21 protein-coding genes are annotated in these 24887 nt (G+C 63.0%); 11 read left to right on the top strand and 10 right to left on the bottom strand.

The window, feature by feature from the left end:
- Positions 1 to 38: 38 nt before the first annotated feature.
- Both K3174_RS03665 and K3174_RS03660 read left to right on the top strand, forming a co-directional pair.
- Positions 39 to 656, top strand: a complete 618-nt coding sequence (locus K3174_RS03665; protein ID WP_221555631.1) for a TetR/AcrR family transcriptional regulator — start codon at positions 39 to 41, stop codon at positions 654 to 656.
- A gap of 258 nt (positions 657 to 914) precedes the next feature.
- On the top strand, positions 915 to 2282 hold the full coding sequence (locus K3174_RS03660) for a DUF4932 domain-containing protein (RefSeq protein ID WP_221555629.1): 1368 nt from the start codon (positions 915 to 917) through the stop codon (positions 2280 to 2282).
- Here K3174_RS03660 and K3174_RS03655 read toward each other — a convergent pair.
- The gene (locus K3174_RS03655) at positions 2273 to 2950 is read right to left on the bottom strand and encodes an isochorismatase family protein (RefSeq protein ID WP_221555627.1); all 678 of its coding nucleotides are present in this window, start codon (positions 2948 to 2950) and stop codon (positions 2273 to 2275) included. The genes K3174_RS03660 and K3174_RS03655 overlap by 10 nt on opposite strands.
- Positions 2951 to 3035: 85 nt before the next feature.
- Between K3174_RS03655 and K3174_RS03650 the strand changes: the two genes are divergently transcribed.
- The 5 genes from K3174_RS03650 to K3174_RS03630 all read left to right on the top strand — a co-directional run bounded on the left by K3174_RS03650 (position 3036) and on the right by K3174_RS03630 (position 8484).
- Complete coding sequence (locus K3174_RS03650; RefSeq protein WP_221555624.1) at positions 3036 to 3944, top strand: LysR family transcriptional regulator; 909 nt, start codon at positions 3036 to 3038, stop codon at positions 3942 to 3944.
- A 206-nt stretch (positions 3945 to 4150) separates the two neighbouring features.
- Positions 4151 to 5050, top strand: a complete 900-nt coding sequence (locus tag K3174_RS03645; RefSeq protein ID WP_221555622.1) for a helix-turn-helix transcriptional regulator — start codon at positions 4151 to 4153, stop codon at positions 5048 to 5050.
- A 186-nt stretch (positions 5051 to 5236) separates the two neighbouring features.
- Entirely contained in the window at positions 5237 to 6703 is a 1467-nt protein-coding gene (locus tag K3174_RS03640; protein ID WP_221555620.1) for an aldehyde dehydrogenase family protein, read from the top strand.
- A gap of 119 nt (positions 6704 to 6822) precedes the next feature.
- Positions 6823 to 7758 carry an SMP-30/gluconolactonase/LRE family protein gene (locus K3174_RS03635; RefSeq protein ID WP_221555618.1) on the top strand — a complete coding sequence of 312 codons (936 nt, stop codon included), beginning with the start codon at positions 6823 to 6825 and terminating at the stop codon, positions 7756 to 7758.
- Positions 7759 to 7767: 9 nt separating this feature from the next.
- A complete protein-coding gene (locus K3174_RS03630) occupies positions 7768 to 8484 on the top strand; it encodes an SDR family oxidoreductase (protein WP_221555609.1) in 717 nt (238 codons plus the stop codon).
- 67 nt (positions 8485 to 8551) lie between these two features.
- On the opposite strand, the gene K3174_RS03625 is transcribed toward K3174_RS03630, so the two are convergent.
- From K3174_RS03625 to K3174_RS03615, 3 genes are all read right to left on the bottom strand, one after another.
- Positions 8552 to 9502 carry a DUF2493 domain-containing protein gene (locus K3174_RS03625; RefSeq protein ID WP_221555607.1) on the bottom strand — a complete coding sequence of 317 codons (951 nt, stop codon included), beginning with the start codon at positions 9500 to 9502 and terminating at the stop codon, positions 8552 to 8554.
- Between the two features lie 219 nt (positions 9503 to 9721).
- Positions 9722 to 10162, bottom strand: a complete 441-nt coding sequence (locus K3174_RS03620; protein WP_221555605.1) for a hypothetical protein — start codon at positions 10160 to 10162, stop codon at positions 9722 to 9724.
- Between the two features lie 11 nt (positions 10163 to 10173).
- Positions 10174 to 11103 (bottom strand): ArdC family protein, encoded by a 930-nt coding sequence (locus tag K3174_RS03615; protein WP_221555603.1) that lies wholly within the window; start codon positions 11101 to 11103, stop codon positions 10174 to 10176.
- 226 nt (positions 11104 to 11329) lie between these two features.
- Between K3174_RS03615 and K3174_RS03610 the strand changes: the two genes are divergently transcribed.
- The 3 genes from K3174_RS03610 to K3174_RS03600 are packed head-to-tail and all read left to right on the top strand — an operon-like array spanning position 11330 to position 13760.
- Positions 11330 to 11926, top strand: coding sequence for a TetR/AcrR family transcriptional regulator (locus K3174_RS03610; RefSeq protein WP_247711867.1), 597 nt, complete (start codon positions 11330 to 11332; stop codon positions 11924 to 11926).
- Positions 11923 to 12360, top strand: coding sequence for a PaaI family thioesterase (locus tag K3174_RS16970; RefSeq protein ID WP_345719576.1), 438 nt, complete (start codon positions 11923 to 11925; stop codon positions 12358 to 12360). Before K3174_RS03610 ends, K3174_RS16970 begins: the two co-directional genes overlap by 4 nt.
- Positions 12357 to 13760 (top strand): MATE family efflux transporter, encoded by a 1404-nt coding sequence (locus K3174_RS03600; protein WP_221555599.1) that lies wholly within the window; start codon positions 12357 to 12359, stop codon positions 13758 to 13760. The genes K3174_RS16970 and K3174_RS03600 overlap by 4 nt, the downstream gene beginning before the upstream one ends.
- 308 nt (positions 13761 to 14068) lie before the next feature.
- Here K3174_RS03600 and K3174_RS03595 read toward each other — a convergent pair whose 3' ends face one another.
- Together K3174_RS03595 and K3174_RS03590 are read right to left on the bottom strand one after the other, a co-directional pair.
- Positions 14069 to 14548: a DUF2165 family protein gene (locus K3174_RS03595; protein WP_221555597.1), complete on the bottom strand. Its 480-nt coding sequence runs from the start codon at positions 14546 to 14548 to the stop codon at positions 14069 to 14071.
- On the bottom strand, positions 14548 to 15999 hold the full coding sequence (locus tag K3174_RS03590) for an MFS transporter (protein ID WP_221555596.1): 1452 nt from the start codon (positions 15997 to 15999) through the stop codon (positions 14548 to 14550). Before K3174_RS03590 ends, K3174_RS03595 begins: the two co-directional genes overlap by 1 nt.
- Before the next feature lie 98 nt (positions 16000 to 16097).
- Between K3174_RS03590 and soxR the strand changes: the two genes are divergently transcribed.
- The gene (gene soxR / locus K3174_RS03585) at positions 16098 to 16556 is read left to right on the top strand and encodes a redox-sensitive transcriptional activator SoxR (RefSeq protein WP_221555594.1); all 459 of its coding nucleotides are present in this window, start codon (positions 16098 to 16100) and stop codon (positions 16554 to 16556) included.
- Between the two features lie 97 nt (positions 16557 to 16653).
- Here the strand turns inward: soxR and K3174_RS03580 are convergent, their stop codons facing one another.
- From K3174_RS03580 to K3174_RS03565, 4 genes are all read right to left on the bottom strand, one after another.
- A complete protein-coding gene (locus K3174_RS03580; protein ID WP_221555592.1) occupies positions 16654 to 18627 on the bottom strand; it encodes a ParB/RepB/Spo0J family partition protein in 1974 nt (657 codons plus the stop codon).
- A gap of 271 nt (positions 18628 to 18898) precedes the next feature.
- The gene (locus K3174_RS03575) at positions 18899 to 19408 is read right to left on the bottom strand and encodes a DUF1993 family protein (RefSeq protein ID WP_221555590.1); all 510 of its coding nucleotides are present in this window, start codon (positions 19406 to 19408) and stop codon (positions 18899 to 18901) included.
- Between the two features lie 168 nt (positions 19409 to 19576).
- Positions 19577 to 23824 carry a strawberry notch family protein gene (locus tag K3174_RS03570; protein WP_221555581.1) on the bottom strand — a complete coding sequence of 1416 codons (4248 nt, stop codon included), beginning with the start codon at positions 23822 to 23824 and terminating at the stop codon, positions 19577 to 19579.
- A gap of 79 nt (positions 23825 to 23903) precedes the next feature.
- The gene (locus K3174_RS03565) at positions 23904 to 24818 is read right to left on the bottom strand and encodes a DUF7146 domain-containing protein (protein ID WP_221555579.1); all 915 of its coding nucleotides are present in this window, start codon (positions 24816 to 24818) and stop codon (positions 23904 to 23906) included.
- Positions 24819 to 24887 lie beyond the last annotated feature (69 nt).

Here is a 24887-nt window from a genome sequence, read left to right as displayed (position 1 = left end):
ATAGATTGCGCGCTACTCCGCGTCAAGGAGATCAATTGTTGCCCGAGAAGAGTTATCATCACGGAGAACTGCGCGAGGCGCTCCTCAATGCGGCGCTCGATCTCGTGCGAGCGGAGGGGCCGGGGGCGCTGTCGCTGCGACGGTTGGCAAAGGCGGTTGGTGTCAGCGCGATGGCGCCCTATCATCACTTCCCCGACCGCGGCGCGCTGCTTGCTGCGGTCGCTACCCGCGGCTTCGAGCAGCTGCAGGAAAGCAAGCTCGCCAATCATGCCGCGCACCACAATCTGGCTGATGCGCTGGCGACGGGAGCTGCGAACTACTGCCGCTTCATTCTCGACAACCCCAACCTCTATCGCCTGATGAGCGACCCGGCGCTGGTCGAGCGTGCGGACGATCCTCATCTCATCGCGGCGGCGCAAGCGCCGGCCGCGATGCTGCTCCAGATGGTGACGCAGCTCTTTGCCGAATGTGATGTCGAGGACATCGCTCCGCGCGACGGGGCCACCATGCTCTGGGGAATTGCGCATGGTCTCGGCACGCTGGCGATCGACGGACAATTGACGGACCCGCAGGCGATAACGCTGTCCGAGCAGGGAGCGGCGGCGATGATCCGCGACTGGACCCGGCGCGGACCTTCGAACAGAGTCGGAGATTGACCATTGAAAATCCGCGTCGCCGGGACCGAGACGATCGTCCACCGAAAGCTTCGTTGGTGCGGTCGCACTCAGCGGATATCGAGTGCGATTGAAGTCGTCGTTTATCCAGCAAAGCTCTTCGTCTCCCGTCACCAACCGAGCGCAATCGGCGATCACCCTCGAGAAAGGCTCCCCATGTTGCCAGTGCTGCGTGCTTCCTTGTCTTTCATCCTGAGTGGAGTTCTCTCGGCGTCGGCGTGGGCACAGGACTCTGCACCCATGGAACTTGAAGCGAATGGCCCGGAAGTCGCTATCGAAGTGGATGGAGAAGTCCTGGGCCGATGGCCGCTCGACCTCGAGAATTACCCGCGCGAACTCGCTCTTCCCGTGCGCAGGCCCGATTTGTCGACCATCTGCCTGATCAACGAGGATCAGCGCTCCTGCGCGAATTTCGCGCCCGGCCAGACCCGCCCGCTACGGATCGCTTATGCGGGTGGAGTTATCGCAACGGTGATCAGAGGGCAGGTCGAGATCCCGCCCGCGAGGTTCGATGAAGCCTATCAGGCTGCTTATCGAGGGCGCACGATCGTCGAGGTTCCGGAAGTTTACGAACTCGTCAATATTGCGATCGCCCTCACGCCGTTTGGTCAGGAGGACGAAGACATGGTCTATCGCGAGGGCGCCTATTACCGGGCTGTGCAGGCGCATTTCGGGCCCTATCGCGACCACCCGCTGATCGGACGAATCGAAGCCATGCTGCGCGAGGATCGCGCAAGCTATTCACCCTTCAAGATGAACGGTTATGCCTTCAACTTCGACGAGCAGGGAATGATCGTCCGCAGTCCGGTGTACGATCGCACGGGATTTGCCGGCTCGCTCGACAATCCATTGCTGCCCTTTCTGGATGATCTTCAGGATTTCTCCGAGATCAGCCAGTTCCGCAGCTTCTATGCTCGCAATGCCAGCGTCTATGGTGAGCAAATCCGTTTCTTCGAGGAGGATGCCGATGTTTCCGGGATGAGCTCCTGGCTGGCCGAGCGCTTTCCCTCGGTGCGACCCTATGACGGCGTCAAGATCATCTTCTCACCGCTCGTCGCCTACAACCAGTCGCTGACGACCATCGAAGCGGATGGCTACCGCGAGCTGCAGCCGCATATCAACTATCCCTATGGCTCAAACCCTCGGCTTTCTCCGCAGGGGGCCGCAATCCAGAGAACCGCAATCCTCTTCACCGAGATGAATCACGGCTTTGTCGATCCCATCGCCGCACAATATCGTGACGCATTGACGGCCGCGTTCGCGGACCGCGCTCCGTGGGCAGACGACACCAGGGCACCGGGCTACTATCCCGGCGCCGAGAACCTGTTCAACGAATACATGAACTGGGCGCTGGTCAGCCTTTATTTCCACGACGTCATGGATCCTGCGGATTTCGAGATCGCTCACCGGGATATGGTCGACAACATGCAGAACGGTCGCGGCTTCCTTCGTTTCGCGGTGTTCGATGCGGAGCTGTTGCGCCTTTACAGGACGCGGCCTCCCGGCGCTTCGGTTGAAAATCTCTACCAGGCGATTGTCGCGTGGGCGCAGGTACAAACGGTCGAACCGATTGAAACGCGGGCTCTCGCCCCCGCGAATCAGGAATAGGCTGATGCGCGCGCATCGGGGTTGGCATCCTGGCGGGCGGCAGCCGTTGCGACGTTGAAGGCATCTTCGACCATCCTGAGGTTTGCCTGATGTTCGGAATAGATCTTGATGAGACCGGCGGCCTGGGGCCGGGCAAAGTCACACAGAAGTTCTGCCGCGAGTGGTGACCATGTGGTGACGATCGCCCCCATCGCCGTCAATCTGGCGACCGCAGCGGTCTCGGACCTCTGATCGAGCGACGCAGATGCGTCGAGCACGACAAAGACCTGGTATCCCTCGGCCAGGGCTGAGCGCGCGGTGAAGGTGACGCATTGTTCGGTCGTGATCCCGGCCATGATCAGTTGCCTGCGTCCGCTGGCTCTGACTGCATCGGCATAGCCAGGCGCTTCCCATGCTCCGACGGCAGAGCGATTGTAGAACGGCATCCCAGGAAAGATCTCTTCGAGTTCGGACATCTCGGCGCCAAGGTAGGTTCTTCCAGACCGGTCTCCGGTGCCGATGCAGGGCAGATCGAACAGACGGGCCACCTTGGCGAGGGCGATGGCGTTGTTGCGCAGATGCAAAAGGTCGATCGAGCGGCATGCGGACATCAGGCCATGCATATAGTCGATCGGCAGGAAGAATGCGTTATCGGCAGAGAGCTGAGCGGGGATGCGGGGGTCGGACATATTCTGCTCCATCGACTGACGCACCTGAGCTGCTGTATCCCGATTGTGCTTGCAAGCCACCAGATTTGGACTGAAAGTCCCGCAAATGGGACATTGGCGACCTACGTCCGAAGATCTCGCGCTGCTCGGCGCGGTGATCAGAAGCGGCGGTGTCAACGCCGCGGCACGCGAGCTGGGCAGACCGAAGCAGACTGTCAGCCGCCAGATCGCCCGCCTCGAAGGCGCTGCAGGAACAGCGCTCTTCGAACGAGCGCGCGGCGCGATGCGCCCGACGCCCCTCGCGCTGGTCTTGTTGCCATACTCTGAGATCGTACTCGCCGCGGAAAGCAACGCTGCGATTGCGCTGGCCAAATACAATGGGATGCCCTCCGGCACACTCACGGTCAGGGCTCAGGCCGTCTTCGCGCAATCGATCGTGGCGCCATCGATCGCCAGGCTTCTGAGCAAATACCAGGCTCTAAACGTCGAACTGCGGGTCGAGAATGCAAGGCGCGAACCAATCGATCCGGACGTCGATGTCGCCATCACGCTGGGAAAGCCCCGCGATCCTGAGCTCAAGATCCGGCTGATCGCCCGCCTGCCCGTAGGCCTTTACGCGCCCGCTGCGGAACGGCCGCCGGAAGCCATGGAAAAGGCGAAAATCGAACGGCTTCCGCGGATCGTCTACGGCAGGGATCTTCAACAGCCGTGGCTGCTTGAGAAAGGGACCGAACAGTGGGTTCTGGATCAGCCGGCCATTGCGCTCGTCGACGAGCCGGAGGCTGCGCTCCAGATGCTCGTCAATCTGGAAGAGGCGTGCGGTTTGCTGCCGCGCTTTATGGCTGAACCCATGGTTCAGGCGGGATCGCTGCGTAGGCTGGCCCCGGATTGGTCCGGGCGCGACGTGCGGATCTATTTTGCCGTATCGCCCGGTCGAAGCCAGATCCCGGCAGTTGTGGCCCTGGCAAAGGAAATCACTGCCTATGCTCCGACCAATCAAGGCTGGTCGATTTAGCTTCAGCGCATTGTTTGGAAATCTCAGGAACATACACCGACAGAAGAAAGTGCGCAGACGCCACGATCCTTTCGCTTGACAGACAAGGCTCAGGTCGGCCCATCCTTGATCTCGAGCGAGCCGATCGGGCAGGTTAATTCGTCAGGTGTTTGGTGTTCTTGCGTCGGTAGCGTAACTTCGCGGTGAAAGGTCACGCGCGCATCGGCATGGATTCGCAATTTTCTTCCTCGCCCGAATACGAAGGACTGCAGTCCTTCTACGAGGACGTCTATGCTCCGGCACTGCGCGAGGTGAGGTCGGCCGGTCGAACCGGAGCCGTCATGCTGCACGCAGAACAGGAGGCGGGGGACTGGTCGGATGCGGCCACGCCCGATCTGGCGATCGGCGTTCCGGTGGGCCTCCACGCGCCCGCCAGCCTCGACATGGGTGCAGGGCGATTCTTCATACGCGGCTCGAGTCCGGAAGGCTTCGTCATGACGCCGCCCCATTCGGCAACGCGCATCTTCGTCGACGGGCCGCACACGATCCGCGTCCTCGCCGTACCCTATACGGCGCTGCTCGAGTTGGCCGGACCCGGTGCCGCTTTACCGGCTGACGGTGATTTCGGGCGGTTGCATGCCACCCACAACGAAAGCCGCGAGGTCCGCCGGCTGCTCGATCTCCTGTGGACCGAAGGTGCGGCGGGCAGCCCCGCCGGCAGTCTGTGGGCCGACGGCGCCTTGCTCCAGCTTGCCGCCACTTTGCTTCGCCTCAGCACCGGTCAGCCGAGAACCCATCGCGGCGGGCTGGCCCCATGGCAAGTCAGGCGCGCACTCGAGTTCATGGATGCAAAGCTGGACGGCGATCCGGGTTTGACCGACTTGGCCAACGAGGTCGGATTATCGCCTTCGCATTTCGGGCGCGCATTCAAATCGTCGGTCGGGGTCACGCCCCAGCGCTGGCTCGCGGAGCGCCGAATGGACCGCGCCAAGGAGCTCCTCGCTGATCGCAGCCTTGGGCTGACGGAGATCGCGCAATGCGTCGGTTTCGCCGGTCAGTCGGCTTTCGGCGCAGCTTTCAAACGGATCACCGACCTGACGCCCTCCGACTATCGCCGCCTGCTGTAGCGCATCCCGATTGCAGCGATTTCGCGCGAAGCGTGCCCCATTCGATGGAACGCGCCGTCGCGTGTTGCGCCATGTCTATGTCACGTTGCCCGCATGGGCGCATGGGATCGGAGAAAGATTGTGGGCATCCGCATCGCAGACATGGGACAGACTGCATCCGAGTGCGCGACGGCGCCTACTACCAGCATGATCCAAAGGCGAGACATCCCGTCCGGCGAGCTGCTGATCGCCGGAAGGTGGACCGGTGCCTTCTCGAACGAAACCTCCGTGACAATCGATCCGACGACCGAACTTGCGATCACCAGGATTGCGAAAGCGGGACGCGAGGACGTCGACGCTGCGGTCACCGCCGCACGCGCCGCGTTCGATGAGGGGCCGTGGGGGCGAACGCACCATGAGGAGCGCGCCAAGATCCTGTTCCGCATGGCCGATCTGATGGACGAGCGCGCCGAGGATTTCGCGTTGCGCGAGGCGATGGACATGGGCATGCCTTACGCCGATTTCCTGGCGATCATCATGCCACATTGCTCTGGCCTGTTCCGCTTCTTCGGCGGGCTGGCGATGAATGCGATGGAAGGCGGATACCGCGCGAGTTACGAGGCGGACGTGCGCATCCTGACGCGGCGCGAGCCCTTGGGCGTGGTGGCCGCGATCACGCCCTTCAACTTTCCGCTCGCGCTCTCCTGTTCGAAAATCGCCCCGGCGCTGGCGGCAGGCAATACGATCATCCACAAGCCAGCAAGCGACACGCCGCTGACGGCGCTGGCGCTGGCGCAGGTCGCGCTCGATGCGGGTGTGCCCGAGGGCGTCTACAACCTGGTCACCGGGCCGGGCGGCACGCTGGGCGATGCGCTGATCGGCGACGCGCGCGTCGACAAGATCGCGTTCACCGGATCGACCGGGGTCGGCCAGGGCATCATGCGCAAGGGCGCCGACACGATGAAGCGGCTGACGATGGAGCTGGGCGGAAAGTCGCCGAACATCGTCTTCGCCGACGCCGATATCGACGCCGCGCTGCAGGCGGCGTTCTGGGGCATCTTCTGGAACAAGGGCGAGGTGTGCGTGGCGGGCAGCCGCATCCTCGTCGAAGCGCCGATTTACGACGAGTTCGTCGAGCGCCTGGGCGCGATGGCGCGCAACGCGGTGATCGGCGATCCGCTCGATCCGGCGACGCAGATCGGCCCGATCGCCTCGCGCGCGGAATATGACAAGGTGCTGGGCTATGTGGAAGAGGGCCGCGCCTCGTCCGCGCGGCTGGTGGCGGGCGGCGGCACGCGGCAGCTGGGTGGCAAGGGACTGTTCATCGAGCCGACCGTGTTCGCCGATGCGACCAACGACCTCGCGATCAGCCGCGAAGAGATCTTCGGACCCGTCGTGCCGGTGATCCCCTTCGCTGACGAGGACGAAGCGGTGCGGATCGCCAACAATACGCCCTACGGGCTCGCATCGGGCGTGCAGACCGGCAGCTTGGCGCGCGGCCTCAAGCTCGCCGACCGCATCCGCGCCGGCACGGTATGGCTCAATTGCTGGCACAAATATCATCCGAACGCGCCCTTCGGCGGCTACAAAATGAGCGGCTACGGCCGCGAACAGGGCGCCGAAGCGCTCGAAAGCTACACCCAGCACAAGACTGTGTGGGCGAACCTGGCATGAGCGGGACGGCTATGTCCGATCAGGCGGCATATCTTGTACGGGGCGAGACGCTTTGATGCTGCCCCTTTCGGCATCAGCGGTGCTGAAGCGTTCACCCGTGTTTTTGAAAGGAGCCGAGTATGAAGCCATTCCGTTTGGCGCTTGCCATGGCGATTTGCACAGTTCCCCTGACTGCTGCGAATGCGCAGACGGGTGCGCCAGAGATCGAGACGATCGCCAGCTACCCGCATGGACAGTTTCTTGAGAATCTGGACATGGCCGCTGGTGGGTCCGTCATAGTCACCAGCTATGTCGACCAGCGACTGCTGCGCTGGCCGGGCAGCGGCGAGGTCGAGACATTCGCGCAGCTCGACGTGCATCCGGTGGGCGTGCTCGCGCAGCCGGGCCGGATCATCGTATCCGCCCATGGAGCGTCTTTCACGGGCGGGCCTGACTTCACCAAGACCAACCAGCTGCTCGTGCTCGATCCAGACGGGGTGCTCCAGCGGCGCGTCATGGCTCCGCAGGCGCTTTTCCTCAACGGAATGACGGCGCTCGATGAGGATCATATCCTGATCGCGGACTCACTAGCGGGCATGATCTGGCTGTTTCGCCCGTCGAGCGGCGAAATCCTCCCCTGGCTCGAACACCCTCTGCTGGCCGTAGCCGCGCCGACCGATCAGCGCCCGGGTGCCAATGGCCTCAAAATGCGCGATGGCGCACTTTACGTATCGAACAGCTCGCGCGGGGCCATCTATCGGGTTCGCCTCGACGGGCTGGAACCCGCTGGCGAGGTCGAGCAGTTCGCCCGCACAGGACCGGTCGACGATTTCACGTACCTGCCCGATGGCGCGATCGCAGCGGCGACGCACGGCGAACGGCTGATCCGCGTAGACCCCGATGGAACGGTGTCCGACATCATGCGCGAGGGTTGCGACGCCTGTACCAGTGTGATGCTTGCGACCGACCGTTCGCTGCTGGTGACCACTAGCGGCAATCTCCTCGAGGGCGGCGACGCCCCGGCGCGCCTGCTTCGCATCCCCCCATCATCGCATCCCGGAAGCGGCGAACAGTAGGAGAAAGGAATGGCAATGCTCACTCTTGCGGACCAGCGCGTCTGCATCGTCGGCGGAACCGCCGGCATGGGCCTTGCCCTTGCTCGTATTTGCGCCGAGCAGGGCGCGGATGTCGTGATCGGCGGACGTGACGGCACAAAGGCTGCTCGCATCGCCGAGGAGACCGGCCCGAATGTGACCGGTGTAGCAATCGATGTTCTCGACGCCGCCAGCGTTGCCGCCTGCTTCGCCGAACTGGGACCGGTCGACCATCTCGTGGTCACTGCCGCGGTTGTACGGCCGGGGCCGTTTCGCGGTCTGGACGACGGCGACGCACGCGCGACCTTCGACGGGAAGTTCTGGGCCTCTTACAACTGCGCTCGCCTTGCGGATGTCCGAACCTCGATTCTGTTTTTCTCAGGAAATCTCAGCAGCAAGCCGGCCACGGGTATGGTTGCGGTCGGCGCTGCCAATGCCGCGCTCGAGGGCCTTGCGCGCGGCCTCGCAGTCGAGCTAGCGCCGCTGCGCGTCAATGTCATCAGCCCGGGACTGATCAGCGGTACCGATGCATATGCCGGAATGTCGGGGGCGGACCGCGAAGCAATGTATGCCGCGAAGGCCGCACAGCTCCCCACGGGCCGGGTTGGAAGCCCCGAAGATGTCGGCGCGATGGCGTTCAGCTTCATGGTGTCGAAACAAGCTACAGGGTCGCTCGTCGTGGTCGATGGCGGCGCTGTCATCACCTGAACGCACTTGAGAAGTGCGCCAATTTACCCGAGGCGCCAACGAAGGTTGCCTGCTGCTTGAAGCGAGATCATTCGATCTCGCGACCCTTGCGAGGCGTGGTTCCCAGCGGACCCCGACGATCAACCACGGTGATCCGGCGCGCCTTGGCATCGATAACGAGCCGTTCGGTCACGCCATTACCCTGAAAGGCGACGACGTAACGCGGATTGAGCGCAAGCATCTGCTCGTTGCGCTTGAAGCCGGCGCGGGCACCAAGCCGACGATCGAGCGAATAGGTCAATTGCTGGACCTCGCGGCGCTCGGCCCAGCTCGCTGCCAGGCGATCGGCACCCTTGCCATCGCCGCCATGGACCAGGAAGAGATCGGGAACCGCATCACGAACCTTGTCCAGCGTAGCCCAGATATTGTCGGCGTAACGCCTCGCGTCCTCGGCGCTCTCGAAGCTCTGACGACCACCGGCGAAGACGACCGGAGTGCCCTCGGGGATCAAGGCATGACGCCGGTTCTCGGCGAGCGCGTGGAGGAAATCGCGGGCATCGATGACGGCCGAGGTGAGGTGGCGCGAATGGCTGGTCCGCGAGCCGGAAACGGGCTTCCACGAGGAACCGGTCTCGTCGCGATAGAGTGCTGCCGCAGCCTCGCGCATCTGCTCGAAGGCCAGCATGCTGGCTTCGGCAGCCTGCGCGCGCTCAACCTGCTCTTCAAGATTGCTCGAATGCACTTCGGAGCCATCGGCTGATGCTAGAAGAACCCGGATCTCGTCGCTGGCCCGGTCAAGCTGAGCGGACTTCCGGCTAGCGGCACGGTGAAAGAGATTGACCATGCCCCAGGCAATATCCTCGGCATCGGCTTCCAGGGCCGTGTCGGAAAACATTGCGAAAAGGTCGGACCATACGGCGCCAAGCGTCTGGTCGATCGCGTCCTCGCAGGGAAAGTCGGTTTCGTTGAAGGGAGCCGGCCTGATGCTAAGGCCTGAAAGGTCAAGGCCGCTCAACTGGTTGATGAAGCTTTCGTACATGGGGTGTCTCCTGATCGCGGGGACAAGGAGAGGAGGCACCAATGCCTCGGTCCTGTCCGCCGGAGCCCGATCAGGGCCGGGGAAAGGGGCGTGACGCACCGCGTAGCGGGAAACCTGCGGCCCTAGGCTGGCGCGGGCAACACGGGCCGACGGGCCGCAGGTTGCGGCGCGCCCCGACCGGCCCAAGGGCCTCTCCCGGCGGACAGGAATGAGGCAGGATCAGGACCCGGTGGCACCAGCAGATCGGGGGCGCTCGAAGATCGCTTCGCCGTTCGAGAACCGCCCGACTTGGCGCAACTCACCAAACAGTTCGATGAACCTACCCGAGACCTGGCCAAGCCAGTGCCGTGCTCTCGCCGTTCGTGGGTTGTAGAAATTGGCCCCCCAGTACCGGGCATCGTCGCGCTCGACGAGCCAGATCGCGGCGAGCCCGCACCAGGTCGATATGCCGCAATCGGCGAAGGCGTTTCGCAGGAGAATGCGGTCCTCGCGGCCGCGCCATCCGTCGAAGCGCTCAAAGGAAGGAAAGACCCCCTTCGTGGTATCGATGATCTCGTCGACTAGGCACTCGTAGGCCCAGTCGACATCTTCGTCTTCGCCGTCATCGAGCAGACGAAAGGCCACCACGGAGCCGGTCGGATAGCTGACGGAACGTCCCATCTCACTGCTACTCAGGCTGCATCAGCGAGATCGATGTCGGCCTCGCTTTCGTTGGATTGGTATCCGCCCAGTTCGAGGAGCAGGCTGGCCGCTTCCTCGGCCTTGGCCGCAGCGGTCAGGATTGCGCGCTCGTCCGATTTGAGGATCTTGAGCCAGGAGGCGATATAGCTGGCATGATGGTCGAGGTGGGTGACTGGGAGACCCAGTTCAGCGCCAAGGATTGCCGACGAAAGTTCGGCGATCAGTTCTTCGGCAGCATAGGCGTCGCTGCCGAAGCGGTTCTTGAGATCGCGGTCGAGCCGCGAAGAATGACCCGTCCAGTGCGACAGCTCGTGTGCGAGCGTCGCATAGTAGTGGTCGTAGGCATCGAAGAGTTCGGCTGGCGGCATGGTGACCCGGTCGCGCAGCGGCTCGTAATAGGCCTGCGCGCCATGATGGCGCAGGTCTGCGCCGATTTGGGCAAAGAAGGCATCAAGCCGCTCTTCGCGACCTTCGGGCTCCAGTGCGGCAACCAGCGGCTTGGGATGATAGAACTCGGGGAGGCCGTCGCACTGGTCGGCGTTGAACACGGCATAGGCCTTGAGCACGCGCCGGTTTTCGGTGTCGGCCTCGCCTTCGGCGTTCTCGACCTCCTTGGTGTAGCTCTTGTAGAAGATCGCTATGGTCGACTTCTCACCCTTGCGGACCTGTCCGCCAAGCTTCTGACACTGGCGGTACGTCATCCAGTAGGGCGAGGCGTAGCCACAGCCATCGGCCACCATCCACAACCAGAAAGTGTTCATGCCGCGATAGGGTGTCCCACAGCTCCGCAAGGGTCGCGAAACCGGCACACCGCGCCACGGCTTGACCCAAGGCTTGGTGCCTTGCTCGAGCTTTTCGATGATGGCGGCGGTGATGCTCTGAGCCGGCGAAGTTGATGCAGCGCGACGGGACTTCTTCATGGGAGTTCTCCTGATCACCAGGACGGAAATGTCCCGGCTCAGGAAACAAAGAGCCTCCTCTCCCTCCTGATTTTCACGAGATCGCGCAAATCGAACGCGTGGATGTTCCCCGAGCGATTGCCGCAACCACCGCACCCGGCTTCTCATTCAAAAACCAAAAAGAACACGCTTGCCGCCAGCCGCAAACCAATAGTATGATGTTTATCATATTATAGGTGGACGGGTGATGCGATACCCAAGCGAGCAGAAGGCAGAAACAAGACGGCGTATCCTGCACGTGGCTTCGCGCGAGCTTCGCAAGAGGGGGCCTGCCCATGTGTCGGTCGGGGATATCATGTCCGGGGCGGGACTGACGCATGGCGGGTTTTATGCCCATTTCGGGTCGAAGGATGCTCTGGTCGGCGAAGCAATTGCCGCCATGTTCGAGGATGTCCGGCTGCGGACCTCGGAGCTCGACGCAGCGCTGAACAGAGCTGATGATGGAGTTCGCGCGGCGCTCTTCAACTACTGGCGATCCTATCTTTCGGCCGATCACCGGGATCGTCCAGAGCGTGGCTGTCCGTTGCCCGCATTATCAGGCGAAGTTGGCCGAATGGGCGGTGCTGCCGCCGATGCGCTCAGTCAGGGATTGGGTGAAATGACAGCCCGGATGATGCGCGCGCTGGAGCGCTTGGAATACAGCAATCCGGACGCAAGGGCGACGGCCGTGGTCGCACAATTGGTTGGCGCGATCGCTCTCGCCCGCGCTCTCGGCCGGACAGCTGAGTCCGATGCCCTGCTGAACAATTGCTACGAGGATCTCGTCGGGAGATACGGCTCGTGACGGCCGTGCACGATCAGACCGGCCTCGAACGAGTGAGGGCACTCCTTGCGGCAGGCGGTCGTCCGCCGATCGGCGAGAGGCTCGAGTTCGCACTTGTCGAAGTCGAACTCGGCCGCGCGGTGTTCGAAGGCATACCCGGTCGCTTCGCTTACAACCCCATAGGCAGCGTCCACGGCGGCTATGCCGCGACCTTGCTAGATTCAGCATGCGGTATTGCAACCGCCAGCCGGCTTGAGGCGGACGAGAGCTTCACAACTCTCGAGCTCAAAGTCGCCTACCACCGCTCCATGGACGAAGAAACCGGACCGGTGCGCGCCGAGGGAACTGTCCTCACCATGGGCCGGCGGGTCGCCTATTGCGAGGCGAAACTGACGGATATGGAGGGCCGACTGATCGCCTCGGCCAGCTCGACTTTGCTTCGGATCCGGACTTGAAGCAGTTAGACAGCCTTGACGTTCCCGGCGGCGCCGTCGGTGTGGCGGTCGAAGCAGAGACCCCCGCCGAGCGTCGTGCCCTCATGATGGTCGAGGGCGCGATCCTTCCGACGCTCGTTAAGCTCAGCATCCCGAACTTGATATCGCTTTGCTCGGTTGCGGTCGTGTCGATCGCCGAGACGGCCTATGTCGCTCGCCTCGGGCTCGCCTCGTTGGGCGGCATAGCCCTCGCATTCCCGATTTTCATGCTCATGCAGATGCTGTCGGCGGGTGCTCTGGGCGGTACCGTTTCCGGTGCCGTCAGCCGCGCCTTTGGCGCAGAAGACCGGCTGCGCGCGGAATCGGTCGCGATTAGCGCTCTGGCGATCGGTCTCGTCTTTGGTCTCGCCTTCGCGGCCATGATCTTCACGCTCGGTGCACCGCTCTTCCGTCTGATGGGGGGTGAGGGCGGTATTCTGCAGGAAGCGGTCGCCTATGCGAGCATGGCGGCTCTTGCGGTAATTCCAATCTGGGCGACCAATATGCTGGCCTCCGCCGCAAGGGGATCGGGCAACATGGTGGTTCCCGCCTACACTTTGCTCGCTGCGGGGCTCGTTCAGATTGGCGTGGGCGGGGCGTTCGGGTTCGGGCTCGGTCCGCTCCCCAGGCTCGGGATCGTCGGCGTCGCCCTGGGTCAGGTGGTCGCCTTCACCGCTTCGGCTGCGTTTCTCGCCGCCTATCTGCGATCGGAACGTTCGCGCCTGCGAATGACATTTGACCTCAGCCAGGTGTCGCTCACCGAGATCACGGCGATCATGCGGATCGGGGGAATAGCAATGCTCTCGCCATTGCTGTCGGTGGCGTCGGTGGTGACACTCACGGCAATCGTCGCGCGCTACGGTGAGGCGGCGCTCGCGGGTTACGGCATAGCGGTGCGGCTCGAATTTCTCCTGATACCTCTCGCATTCTCGGTGGGCATCGCCTGCGTTCCGCTTGTCGGAACGGCGATCGGCCGGCATGACATCGCCAGGGCGCGGGCTGTCGCGTGGACGGCGGGCTCGCTTGCGGCGGGCGTTCTGGGCTTGGTTGGCGCATTGCTCTGGCTGTCGCCGAACCTCTGGGTGGCGATGTTCACCCAGGAACCTGAAGTCACACGCGTTGCCGAGACCTATTTCCGTATCGCTGCTCTCGGCTTTCCTTTCTTCGGGCTTGGTTTGTGCCTGTACTTCGCAGCCCAGGGAGCCGGAAAAGTTGGCGGCCCCATCGCCGCTCAGGGTATGCGTTTGCTAGTGGTCGTAGTCGGAGGCGTACTGCTTGCAAACTACGGGGCACCGCTGTGGTGGGCATTCGTGCTCTCCTCCGCCGGGATGGTGGTGATGGGCCTAGCCACGGCTCTGCTTGTGAAGCGCACGGGGTGGTAGACGGGTAAGCCGGCCAAAGGAGGCTCTAGGTTCACTTTGGAATGCCGCGAGATCGATGCGGGTGCGGACTTGCAGCAACAACGCTCTCGCCGATCGGAAACTCTTTCGTCAATGAGTTTGGCTGCGTCCGGTTGGCCGATAAGCGCGCGATGATTGGTTAGGCGTCCGACATCTGCGAACCCAAACGCGATACCTCCCACATCGCTTCAGGTCGCCGTGATGAGCACTCAACACCGTCGCGTGCGCCCGAGCAACGCCGAGAAGTTCGAAGACGGCATTACTGCGTCACAAAAGGGTTTGGAGCGGCGCTAGGCCAGAAGCGCTGTGACGAGATAACCTGCGAGCCCCCACAGCAGCAAGGCGATCTGCGTGAGTTGTAACAATGGCTCTTTGATCCAGCCGGCGAACCAGAGCGTCCCCAAGAGGAAGACAAGCCAGAGCATACAGAAGACCGCATAGCCAAGCTTGATAAGCTCTCCACCGGGCGGCAAAGCCGAAATGGAAAGTCCGGATGCAACCACTGCCGAACCGAGCAGGAGCGCTGTTCCCGCAGCCAGTTGCAGCAAAAGAATCAAAGCCAGTGCTGCATGCGCCGCCGCTTGCGTTTCGACCTTGCGAACCAGCAATACAGTATCGACGGCGGGTGCCTGCTCGAGCGGAACCATGCCCATGAAATCCGACGTCTTTGCAAGGCTTTCGCGCCAAGCCATGATGTTGTTGATCGCAGCAATGGCGCACCAGAGCCCTGTGCCAGCCGACAGCAAAACGATAAAGACAGTGTCGGTCATCACGATTGATCTCCGTCACCGCGCATCTGCCTCGACACGCGCCATGCGGGCCATGCTGCAATCAGCGGTGCGGCAGCAAAGAGCGCGAAGAGCCAGAAGGCAGCCTGTTGGTCGGCAGATCGTGCAGCCCCGCTTCCAAACCCGAATGCATTCACGACCAATCCGGCAAAGGCCGCACCGAGCGCGGTGGCGAAAAGTTGCAGGGTGGTGATCCCGGCCGACGCTTTCTCGGCCTCTGTGCTGGGTGCAACGACCAGCACCCGTGCCAGGAGATGCGGCCAAGTGAGACCGATACCGAAACCGGCGAGGGTCAAGCTGATGCCGACCGGGACCAGAGCGGCCCCTTTCGCATGGGAACCTGGTAGCAGCCACGCCAGCGCGGCCAACGAAGCGGAGACGAGCAGCGGACCAAAGACCACGGCGAGGCGAACGTTTCGGTCATGAAGTCCGGAAAAAAGCAGGGCGGCGACCGCCCAGCCCGCCGCCATGAGCGCGGCAAGATAGCCCGCGACAAGCGGAGAGGCACCGCTGAGGGACTGGAGAAAGTAGGGAACGAAGATCTCAGTCTGGATCGCTACGACCAGCAGGGCCATGACGAGGTAGAGGTTGGCCAAGGGGGAGCCTGGGATTGTTGATCCCTGAGGCAGGAGACAAAGGTCGCGGCGTCGTTCCAGTGCAACTAGCGCGGCTGTACAGAGACCGGCGATCACAAGCCCACCAGCGTTGAACAGGGCATCGCGAGAAAGACTGGCAATAGAAACTGCCATTACACTCGAGCAAAGAAGTGCAATCTGGGCCCACGCCACCGGGGCTGGACGAGCATGTTCGCCGTTGGGGTCGGGAAGGATCCGCTCGGTCAGAACCCAGTACGGCAATCCCACTGCAACGAGAATCCAGAAAGCCCCCCGCCACAGCTCGAGCTCGGCGAAAATCCCCCCGAGCGCCGGTCCAGCAAGCGTAGCGGCACCCCACATGCTCGAGACTAGCGCCATTGCCCGCGACCACAGCGACTGACGAAAGACTATCTGGATCATGGCGTAGGAGAGCGCAAACAGGACGCCGCCACCGAGGCCCTGGATCGAGCGCCCGACGAGGAGAACTGGCATCGAAGGCGACAACGCGCAAAGGGCTGTTCCAAGCAGGAAAATGCTGATGGCGCAGCGGTAACTGGTGCGGGCCCCCCAGCGGAGCAGCAGGCCGGACGAAAGGACGGACCCGATGATGGACGCGAGGATGAAAAGCGTCGTGTTCCACGCGTAAAACGCAGCGCCGCCGATCTCCGCGACCACGGAGGGCAGGATAGTGATCGTCACGTAGACGTTGATGGCATGCAACATAACTCCGCCCGCCAGCGCGAGCGAGAGCACGCCGTTGGCACCGCTAAGCAAATCCGCCCAGCTCGCTTCTGTTTCTGGCCGATCGGCATCGTTCGTTGCTTGATTGGATGTCACTGGATTTCCTCGCTTGGTCTCTTGAGTAAGGCGGTTGCAGCCAAGTGACTCACTCGATACAACCTCAACAATTGTTGAGGTCAAGTGGGACATTACCGATGAGTGAGGCCTGCTCTGAAAAAATCGATATCAAGCGGCCTCTGACGGTCGGGGAGGTTGCGTCACGCAGCGGCTGTAGTGTGTCGGCGATCCATTTTTACGAGCGGGAGGGGTTGATCGAAAGTTGGCGGACGAGTGGAAACCAGCGCCGCTTCGCCCGCGACGTTCTGCGACGGATCGCCATCATCCGCGTTGCTCAGCAAGCTGGCGTCTCGATTGCCGAACTGCGGGCCGTGCTGCGCTCGCTCCCGAACGGTCGTACCCCGACGCAGGCAGACTGGGAAAAGCTATCGGCGGGGTGGCGCGACCGTCTCGACGAGAGGATCACTGCTCTCACGAACCTTCGCGATGGCCTTGCCGACTGCATCGGATGCGGCTGCCTTTCTGTCAGGCAATGTCCGCTTCGCAACAAAGGCGATCATCTCGGGCGCGGTCGGCCCGGAGCGGCCTTGCTTTAACCGGTCTGCCCGCACTGCGTCGGAACAGTGTCAAGAAGGCGGTCCGTCCCGATTGGGACGGACCGCCCGCCGAGTGACCTGGACCTGTCAGGAGGGGTCAGGCAGCTTGCTCGGCGATTTCGTCAGTCGCGTCGTCGCTGACCCGGTCGTCACCTTCAGCGGCAACCGGTGCGACCTGCTCGGCACCGGCGAAACGCATGATCGGCGGAACCCAAGCCTGCGCCCGTTCCTGGACCTCGGGCTCGCCAATAAAGTTGCCCGAGAAGATGCGCTCGGCTGCGCTCGCCAGTTCGGCCTTCTTCGATGCAGCATAACGACTGACCAGTTCGGGACCACCGGCGGCGTCGAGTGCTTCGAGCGTGCGGGTCTTGGCCACACGATCGAAGTAATTCGCTGCGGTAGGACGCCACCAATGTGCAGTCTCGATTTCGAGCAGCGAGCCGAGCGCCTCGTGCAGCGGCACCGAGCGCTCGCCTTCGCAGGCAAGGCTGGCAATCAGAGTGCGCGAGACGACATGGCCAAGCCATGCCGAGCGCGCCTCGTCGGAAAGCGCCCGGAACCTTGCAAACCGCTCCACGTCGCTTGTCCCAGCACGCCAGCTTTCATCGAGCGCCCCGGCAAATTCGGCCAGAGCAGCGCTCGCCGGTGCATCCTTGGCTTCGAACCCGGTGACCGGCCCGGACGCGACCGAGCCGACCAGCGTCGACGCCTTCTTGGCGCGCCAGTCGTGCGCATCGGCATCTGCGAGCGTGAAGACCATGAAGTCGAGCGCCAATGCCGGATCGTTGGCGAGATGGATCGCCAGGATGTCGCGGCGCTGCATGGCCAGTTCATCAAGCAGGCGCTGGGATAGCGAGCTTCCTTTGGGCTTTGCCGTTCCGCTGTCCTCGACTGCCTCGATAGGACCTTCGTCGGTGATGACCTCGGTCTCGGTGTAGAACTGCGGGACCAATGTTGGCTCGCCATTGCGCGAGAGGACTAAGAAGGCACCAGCCTCGGATTTCAGTTCGTCGGCAAGCACCGGCGGCCGATCATTGAGCGCGCGCATGGCGCGGTCGATCACCACGAGTTCCTGTTCCGCCTTGGCCACCTCGTCTTCGTCGCTGTCTTCGTCTTCGAGCACAGCGGCGACGCGGTCGTAGTCGGCCTCTAGTTCGCCGAGTTCCTGCACTTCCTGCTCGGTCATTGGCGCAGGCTCACACGGCAAGCGACCGAGACCTTCAACGAGGTCGTGGCTGACGTAGTTGCCAAGCGTCGGCCGAACCCAGGCAAGGCCATATTCGAGCGCGGTCTTTTCCGCCGCCTCTTCCATGGCCTTGTGCGCGAGGTCTTCGAGCAACGCGACATCGATCCAGCTTTCACTGGCATCATCGTCGAACAGTTCGCGCTCGATCCGGCCGCCTGCGGCGAGATAGGCATCGCGTCCGACGAGCACGGCACGCGGATCGGAACCACGCACCGTGGCATCAAGCACCATGCGGCGGATCGTGTCGGGCGTGATCTGGTACCAGGCGTCCTGCAGCTCGGCATAGACATGCGCCTGGCGCTCCACGTCGGAAATCGCGCCATATGCCTTGGCCATGTCGAGCGTAATCGTGCCTTCGGCGAGCGCTTCGAAAACGCAGGGTGCAAGACTTGCCAGACGCAGGCGCCCTTCGACGAACCGGACGGTGAGGCCGAAGCGGCGCGCCACGTCTTCGGTGGTAGCCCCTGCCTCGATGATGGAAGCGAAGGCCTGCGCCTCGTCGGCCGGGTTCATCGCGAGACGCTGGAAGTTTTCGGCCAGGCTGGCTTCGCGCACTTCGCTTTCCTCGCCTTCGATGACGAGGCAGGTTACCTCGTGGTTTTGGGGCAAGGTGCCCTCTTCGGCCAGCGCCTGCAGCGCGGCGAGCCGACGACCGCCGGCCTCGACCTCGAACTTGCCGCGCTTTCCTCTGCGCACGACGAGGTTCTGCAGCAGGCCGCGCGCAGCAATGTCTGCCCGCAGCTGGAGGTCGGCCAGCACGTCGCTAGACTTGCGAACGTTGCGCGGGCTCGCAGCGAGCTTCTTCAAAGGGATCGACTGGATCATGGGTGTTCTCCTGATGGAATGAAGGCGCAGGTGAGGATCACGAGGCCCACAAGCCCAAAGGGCTCCCTCCACTCTCATCAGATAGTCGGTGAGCATTGCTCCCAGCTTGGCCGGGAGCATCCTCGAAGAAGGAAAGCTTGATCGCGAGCCCGGCGCGGTTGCACGAGCACCACCGGCTTCGATTTTACCTGAGTAGCCCCGGACGGTTTTCCTCTGTCAGCAATCGGGCTGTCGGAAGGGAAGTTTCAGCGTGCTAGAACTCCATACGGTCTCAAGTTGCCCGCACCATGTGCCTTTCCATGTGCGGCAGGAAATCCATCTTGCCGATTTCAAGGCCTTCACGCCGCAACAGCGCGTAGGCGAGGGTCATGTGAAAGTAAAAGTTTGGGAGTATCCAGTCGCGAATGTCTTCCTCTGCGGACATAACGAAACGGACGCCGTTAGGCAGGGTCAGATCGACTTCGCCAGTCGCTGGTGACCAGTCCGCAAGATTGCTTTCGGCGACGCGGGCACGGACTGCCGCGACACGGTCTCGCACCTCGGCAAGCGAGGCATAGCTTTCTTCCTCGAGCGGGACATCCTTTATCCCAACCTGCTGCAGGGCGAGCAGCGCCTGGTTGATCGCGACGCGGAACTGAAGTTCTAGCGGAAACATGTCGTCCGCCAATCGGGCGTGGAGAGCCGTGTCCGACATGTCCGCTTCAATTGCCTTCGCCAGCAGGTGGTCAAGCGTGCCGAGCATGTTGTCGAAAGTCTGCGATGCGAAGGCGGCGTATTGCATTCGAATATCTCCCTCCGGGTGTTGGTAGTTGCCTAGATCGCATTGAAATATGGTCAATCCCAATGCGGTGAGCGGTCAATCAAGAACAGAATAGTGCTGCGCTTGCGAGGCTTCCAAATCGAAACGCCTCCCATGGTCGCAGTGCGAGGCGTGGCGATCGCTGCTGGCCTAGACGCCGAGCTTAACAAGTATCTCAGAGGCTCTCGACACCGGGACAAACAGCCGCGTGCGGTAACGGATGATCTCGGTGAAGCAGCCCTTGTTCTTGTACCAGTCGAGGCGATCCGGCGAGAATCCGGTCAGTTCAAGGCGCTGTTCGCCTCCCACCAGCGATCGCTTCACGGTGAGTAGATCGTGGCTGGCAAGGGCCAGCGGTTTGCCGCTTGAGAGGACCAGGTCGCCGATCCGCGCAGCCGAAGGTCCGGTAACTCCGGAGAGGCCAAAGGTCTCGGCGATCGCAGCGAGATCGATATCGAGCACTTCCCGTCCGATGATCGACTGGCCGTCCTCGGCAACGAGCCGGGTGACCCGGACATGATCGCCGGGCAGGCGCTTCCAGACAGGGAGCAGCAGCCCGGTGGCGAGATGGACGCGCTCGGTCACCGGTGACTTGGAGGCCTCCTCTTCCTCGATCCGCCAGGCGCTGGTGAACGCAGTGACGCCAATTTCCTCCCAATGGCTCTCAGCGAGTGCCTCAAGTGTCCAGTTGGCGGACTTGAGCGGGCGCAGCAGGCGGCGACGTTCGATCACGGCCCCATCGTCAGCGATGAGGCGCCGGGCAGGAACCGACAGCGCGACCTTGCCCGAGCGTGCATTGCGCATCGGGATCGCATGCGGGCTGCCGATATCGTGCATCCGCACCAGGCGCTGCAAGCGCAGAGGCCGAAGGTGCCTCGACACCTCGAGCGAGACGAGGCGGGTCTCGGCACCGGTCACGGGGTCAACGCGGAGGAGTTCGTCGGCAAGGACCGTGAATCGATCGACCGTGACGGTCTCAAGACCCTGATCAAGCGTTCCAGCCTCACGCGCGGCTTCGATCCGCGCCTCTACCAACCCGAGATATTCGTCGAATATCGCGTTCTGAAGCGCGATCGGCAGCGCGAGGATGCGGTTGAGCCAGCGCTGGATTGTCGGGAGATTATCGGTCAGCCCGCCATCGGGGTTTTCAAGGCGCAGCCCGGTCCTGTCAACGAAGTTACCGAAGCTCGTGGCTTCGAGCTTGCCGTCATAGAGCAGCTGGAACCAGCGGCTGAGCGCGTCGCGCGCATAGTCGCTTTCGAGATTGTCGGCCGGGTCGAACAGGTTCTGTCCGCCGGTCTGGCGCTGGCCGCGCGTAAGCGCGCCCAAGGCATCGAGCCTTCGCGCAATGGTCGAGATGAACCGGCGCTCACCCTTCACGTCGGTGGTTACCGGCCGGAACAGCGGGGCCGAGGCCTGGTTGGTGCGGTTGGTACGGCCGAGACCCTGGATGGCGTTGTCGGCGCGCCAGCCCGGCTCGAGCAGGAAATGAACCCGGCGCTGCTGGTTACGGCAGCCGAGGTCGGCATGATAGGAACGCCCCGTGCCGCCTGCATCCGAGAAGACCAGGATGCGCTTGGTCCCTTCCATGAAGCTTTGGGCTTCGGCGACATTGGCGCTGGGGCTACGCCGTTCGAGGCGCTGCTCACCATCGCGGCCCAGGACAAGCCTGCGGGTCCGGCCCGTGACTTCGGCCACGGCGTCGGTTCCGAAATGTTCGATAATCGCATCGAGCGCAGTGGCGATGGGCGGCAGCGCGCAAAGCTGTTCGATCAGCGCATCGCGCGCAGCAATGGCGCGCGGGCAGAAAACGGGATTGCCCTCTCCGTCGCTCATCGCCTCGGAGCGAAGATTGCCGTCCTCGTCGGCGAAGACCTGCATCAATCGTACCGGGAAGCTCTTCGTAAGGTAGTCGATGACGTATTCACGCGGGGACAGATCGATATCGAGCGCTTCGCGTTCTTCCACGGTAAGGTCGGCAAGGCGCCGGTCGAGCATGGCCTCCGCGGTCGAGACCAGCTGCACGACAACCGAATGCTCTTCGCCAAGCGCTACTTCCATCGCGGGGATAAGGCTCGGCAATTTCATCGAAAGCAGGAGCTGGGCAAAGAAGCGCTGCTTGGTGCCTTCGAAGATCGATAGCGCCGCAGTCTTGGCATTGCGGTTGAGCGTGTCGCCGCTGTCCTCGTCGACCACGCGGGTTGCTTCGAGCGCAGCTTCGAGGTTGCGGTGGATGATCGCCCAGGCATCAGCATAGGCATCGTAGATCCGTACCTGTGCTTCGGTCAGGCTGTGTTCGAGGACCTCGTACTCGACCCCGGCGAAGGACAGCGCACGGGCAAGATAGAGGCCCTGGGCCTTGAGATCACGGGCGACGAGCTCCATCGCCGCGACGCCGCCAGCGCGGATCTCGGTCATGAAGGCCTCGTGGGTCGGAAAAGCGGTCTCGGGTCCCCAAAGACCGAGGCGGGAAGTGTAACCGAGGTTGGCGATATCCGAAGCGCCAGTGGCAGACGCGTAGAGCACGCGGGCGCGCGGGAGATGGTTCTGCAGCCTGAGGCCCGCCATCCCTTGTTCGGAGCCCTTGACCTTGCCGCGGATTGAAGAGCGCCCGAGCGCATTAGCCATCGCATGGGCTTCGTCGAAAGCGATCACGCCGTCGAAATCCTCGCCCGCCCAGGCAAGGATCTGGTCGAGCCGCGTATCCTCGGCGCGGCCCGAGCGCAGCGTCGGATAGGTGACGAAGAGAATGCCTTCGGACATCGTTACGGGCTGGCCGAGTTTCCAGCGCGAGAGCGGCTGGAGATCGAGCGGCAGCCCGCCAAGCGCTTCCCAGTCGCGGCGTGCATCTTCGAGCAGCGCCTCGTTCTTGGTGATCCAGACATGTCGGCGCTCGCCTGCGAGCCAGCGATCCATGATGACCGCGGCGATCTGCCGTCCTTTGCCCGCTCCGGTTCCGTCGCCGAGGAAGAAGCCTTGGCGGTAGGAGTGTCCGTCCTCGGAGAGTTCCAGCGAGGTGCCTTCCTGGCTCACCTTGAACTGACCCGGAAGATCGCGCGCAAATGCCTGGGCAGCGTAGACCAGTGTCTCGCATTGCGCTTCGGACAGCAGGCCATCGGCCTGCCAACATGCGGGAAGGCGCGGGCAAACATCGGGCTGCGGTGCCGCGACCGAACCCATGGCGACCGATTCCACGAGCGGGGTGGGATGGACCGGAGCATCTTCGAAGGCGATGCGGCTGGGCCGGTAAGGCAGGTAGATGCCTGCCTGTTCGGGCACAGGCGCGGGGTCGGCGAGGACCGAATAGGCAAGGTCGATCGCATTCGCCGTGGCTGCTGGTGTCGCGGCGAACGGCGCCACCGGCCGAACCGGCGCGCTTTGGGCCGAAGTCTTGCCAACGAGGCGCACTGGCTTGCCGAGCGGCAGGCGATGGATGTTGGCGGAGGTCTGTACGCGTGGCGGAAGCGCAGTGATAAGCTCGTGGAGCGAGATGAGGTCGGCAGTATCTCCGGTGATCGCAGGCGAGGACGCAGTCGGCGTCTTGTCGAACACAACCAGGCGAACAGCGATCCCCGTCCCTGTCCGGCGAAACATCTGCTGCAGGCGAACATCGAGGAGCAGCGATGCTTCGTCCTGTTCCTTGGCGAAGGTGGAGGCGTCGAAGCCTTCAGGCATAATGGCGACGATCCTCGCCCGATTAGCAGCGGCCCGGATCGCACCGCGTAGGTGACGCATAGCGGTCTCACCGTCCTTGCCGCGTTCCAGGCTGTGAGCGAATGGCGGGTTCATCAGCACGGCAGACGGAACAGGGCCGCGAAGCAAGTCGACGATCAGTTCCCCGTCATGCGCAGTGATGGCGGCCGTGGGGAAGACGTGGGCCAGACCGTCTCGTCTTGCCGGATCGATCTCGTTGAGGAGCAGCGAAGCGTTCTGGAGGCAACCCCAGAGAGCAAGGGCACCATTGCCTGCGGACGGTTCGAGCAGCGTGTCTTGCGCGCAGACCGCTGCGGCCTTCGCCATCAGCAAGGCCAGCATTGGCGGGGTCGAGAACTGCTGGAGCTCGACCTGTGCTTCGCTGCGAACGTGCCGCGGCGGCAAGGCTGCTTCGAGCCAGTCGAACCGCGCTTCGGCTTCGTGTACATTCGTCACCAGATCGATCCGTGAGGCCTCTCGAAGCCAGAGTAGTGCGCCGATCTCGACCGCGCTGTTGTAGTCGTCGATCGTCCAGGCACCTCCCCAGTCCAGAACACCGGTCTCTTCGGCGAACAGCCCGGAAATGTCGGTACGGGTAAGATGACGTCCGGAAGCAAGAAGCGCGGCAACTCGGGTGCCAATGGCATAGGCCAAGGGCATGGACGGCAACTGCTCGCCGGCGGGAAACAGGTCTGATTGAAACATGGCAATTCGTCCTCCTGATGGGGGCATCGGGACACGCCCTCTGCCGGATCAGGAATTCGAGAAGCTCTCTCTCTCTCCTCTACCGCGCCGCTTTGCGGCGCAGCCATTCTGTAAGTTCATCGTTCCAGTCGGTGTCGCGTGAGGATGGTTTGCGAACGTGGATCGTCCGCCAATCGCGGGCATAAGCGGCCAGGCCACGCGACGCAGCCAGCTCGCCGCCAGCATCGTGATCGACGAAGAGGTGAAGCTCGGTCACGCTCTCAGGCACACTGACGAGACCGAAGCGCTCATTGCCCAGGGTCGCCCAGACGGGAATGCCGGTGAGAGCATAGGCCGACATCGCGCTCTCGACCCCCTCGGCAAGGCCAAGCTTGCCGGAAACTGGAGCGAAGAGACGAACAGCCGCTTCACTGAGCGCGCCGAGCGCGCGTTTCGGCTTTTCGAAAGCGGCCTTGCCTGAAGCCTCGGTAGACAGGAACGTGCGGTGGATGGCGATCGGGCCCTCGTCGAGGCTGACTGCCGCGATCATGGCGGGCAGAAAGCGGGCCCGTCCTTTCGGGCCAAGCGGCGTTCGTGGATGGAAGCGGAGCGCCGGAGATGCGGCGAGGATGCCGCGGCTTTCAAGATATGCCTTTGCCGAACTGGCACGCAGTGGCTGCGCATCGCGCCAGATCCTCAGCGCTACCGCCGAGGGTTTGCGGGTGCTGGTCGATTCGGGTTCGTTGTTGGTCGCAGAACCTGCAAAAAGCGCCGGTGTCTCGAAACCTTCACGCGCCAGAGCAGCCAGCACGCTCTGCTGATCGCATCCCGCGAAACAGTGGAAGAGGATGGCCTGTCGGCCGAGCGACACACCGAGTGACGGCGTGCGGTCATCATGCGCGGGGCAACAGGCCATGCCCTTTGTGCCGGACCATTTGCCCCCTCGCGATTCGCAAATGCGACGGGCGGTCTCGGCAAGCGACCGGTTGGGATGAGTTTGGACAGACAGGGACATGCGAGCTCCTCAGCATGCAAAGTGGCCCCCTCATCAGCGTTCCTCTCCTCTCCCAAAGGCAGGCATTCG

It is taken from the genome of Qipengyuania qiaonensis (assembly GCF_019711515.1).
GTDB classification, from domain to species: Bacteria; Pseudomonadota; Alphaproteobacteria; order Sphingomonadales; family Sphingomonadaceae; genus Qipengyuania; species Qipengyuania qiaonensis.
The sequence above is the reverse complement of the archived record's forward strand: the minus strand, read 5'-3'. Positions and strand labels throughout refer to the sequence as shown.

Excerpts from the sequence above, each read along its gene's own strand:
- K3174_RS03650 (WP_221555624.1), top strand. The coding sequence starts at position 3,036 with ATGGGACATTGGCGACCTACGTCCGAAGATCTCGCGCTGCTCGGCGCG.
- K3174_RS03570 (WP_221555581.1), bottom strand. The coding sequence starts at position 23,824 with ATGTTTCAATCAGACCTGTTTCCCGCCGGCGAGCAGTTGCCGTCCATG.
- K3174_RS03580 (WP_221555592.1), bottom strand. The coding sequence starts at position 18,627 with ATGATCCAGTCGATCCCTTTGAAGAAGCTCGCTGCGAGCCCGCGCAAC.
- K3174_RS03655 (WP_221555627.1), bottom strand. The coding sequence starts at position 2,950 with ATGTCCGACCCCCGCATCCCCGCTCAGCTCTCTGCCGATAACGCATTC.
- K3174_RS03660 (WP_221555629.1), top strand. The coding sequence starts at position 915 with ATGGAACTTGAAGCGAATGGCCCGGAAGTCGCTATCGAAGTGGATGGA.
- K3174_RS03635 (WP_221555618.1), top strand. The coding sequence starts at position 6,823 with ATGAAGCCATTCCGTTTGGCGCTTGCCATGGCGATTTGCACAGTTCCC.
- K3174_RS03615 (WP_221555603.1), bottom strand. The coding sequence starts at position 11,103 with ATGAAGAAGTCCCGTCGCGCTGCATCAACTTCGCCGGCTCAGAGCATC.
- K3174_RS03595 (WP_221555597.1), bottom strand. The coding sequence starts at position 14,548 with ATGACCGACACTGTCTTTATCGTTTTGCTGTCGGCTGGCACAGGGCTC.
- K3174_RS03620 (WP_221555605.1), bottom strand. The coding sequence starts at position 10,162 with ATGGGACGTTCCGTCAGCTATCCGACCGGCTCCGTGGTGGCCTTTCGT.
- K3174_RS03575 (WP_221555590.1), bottom strand. The coding sequence starts at position 19,408 with ATGCAATACGCCGCCTTCGCATCGCAGACTTTCGACAACATGCTCGGC.
- K3174_RS03630 (WP_221555609.1), top strand. The coding sequence starts at position 7,768 with ATGGCAATGCTCACTCTTGCGGACCAGCGCGTCTGCATCGTCGGCGGA.
- K3174_RS03640 (WP_221555620.1), top strand. The coding sequence starts at position 5,237 with ATGATCCAAAGGCGAGACATCCCGTCCGGCGAGCTGCTGATCGCCGGA.
- K3174_RS03565 (WP_221555579.1), bottom strand. The coding sequence starts at position 24,818 with ATGTCCCTGTCTGTCCAAACTCATCCCAACCGGTCGCTTGCCGAGACC.
- K3174_RS03645 (WP_221555622.1), top strand. The coding sequence starts at position 4,151 with ATGGATTCGCAATTTTCTTCCTCGCCCGAATACGAAGGACTGCAGTCC.
- soxR (WP_221555594.1), top strand. The coding sequence starts at position 16,098 with ATGAGTGAGGCCTGCTCTGAAAAAATCGATATCAAGCGGCCTCTGACG.
- K3174_RS03625 (WP_221555607.1), bottom strand. The coding sequence starts at position 9,502 with ATGTACGAAAGCTTCATCAACCAGTTGAGCGGCCTTGACCTTTCAGGC.
- K3174_RS03610 (WP_247711867.1), top strand. The coding sequence starts at position 11,330 with ATGCGATACCCAAGCGAGCAGAAGGCAGAAACAAGACGGCGTATCCTG.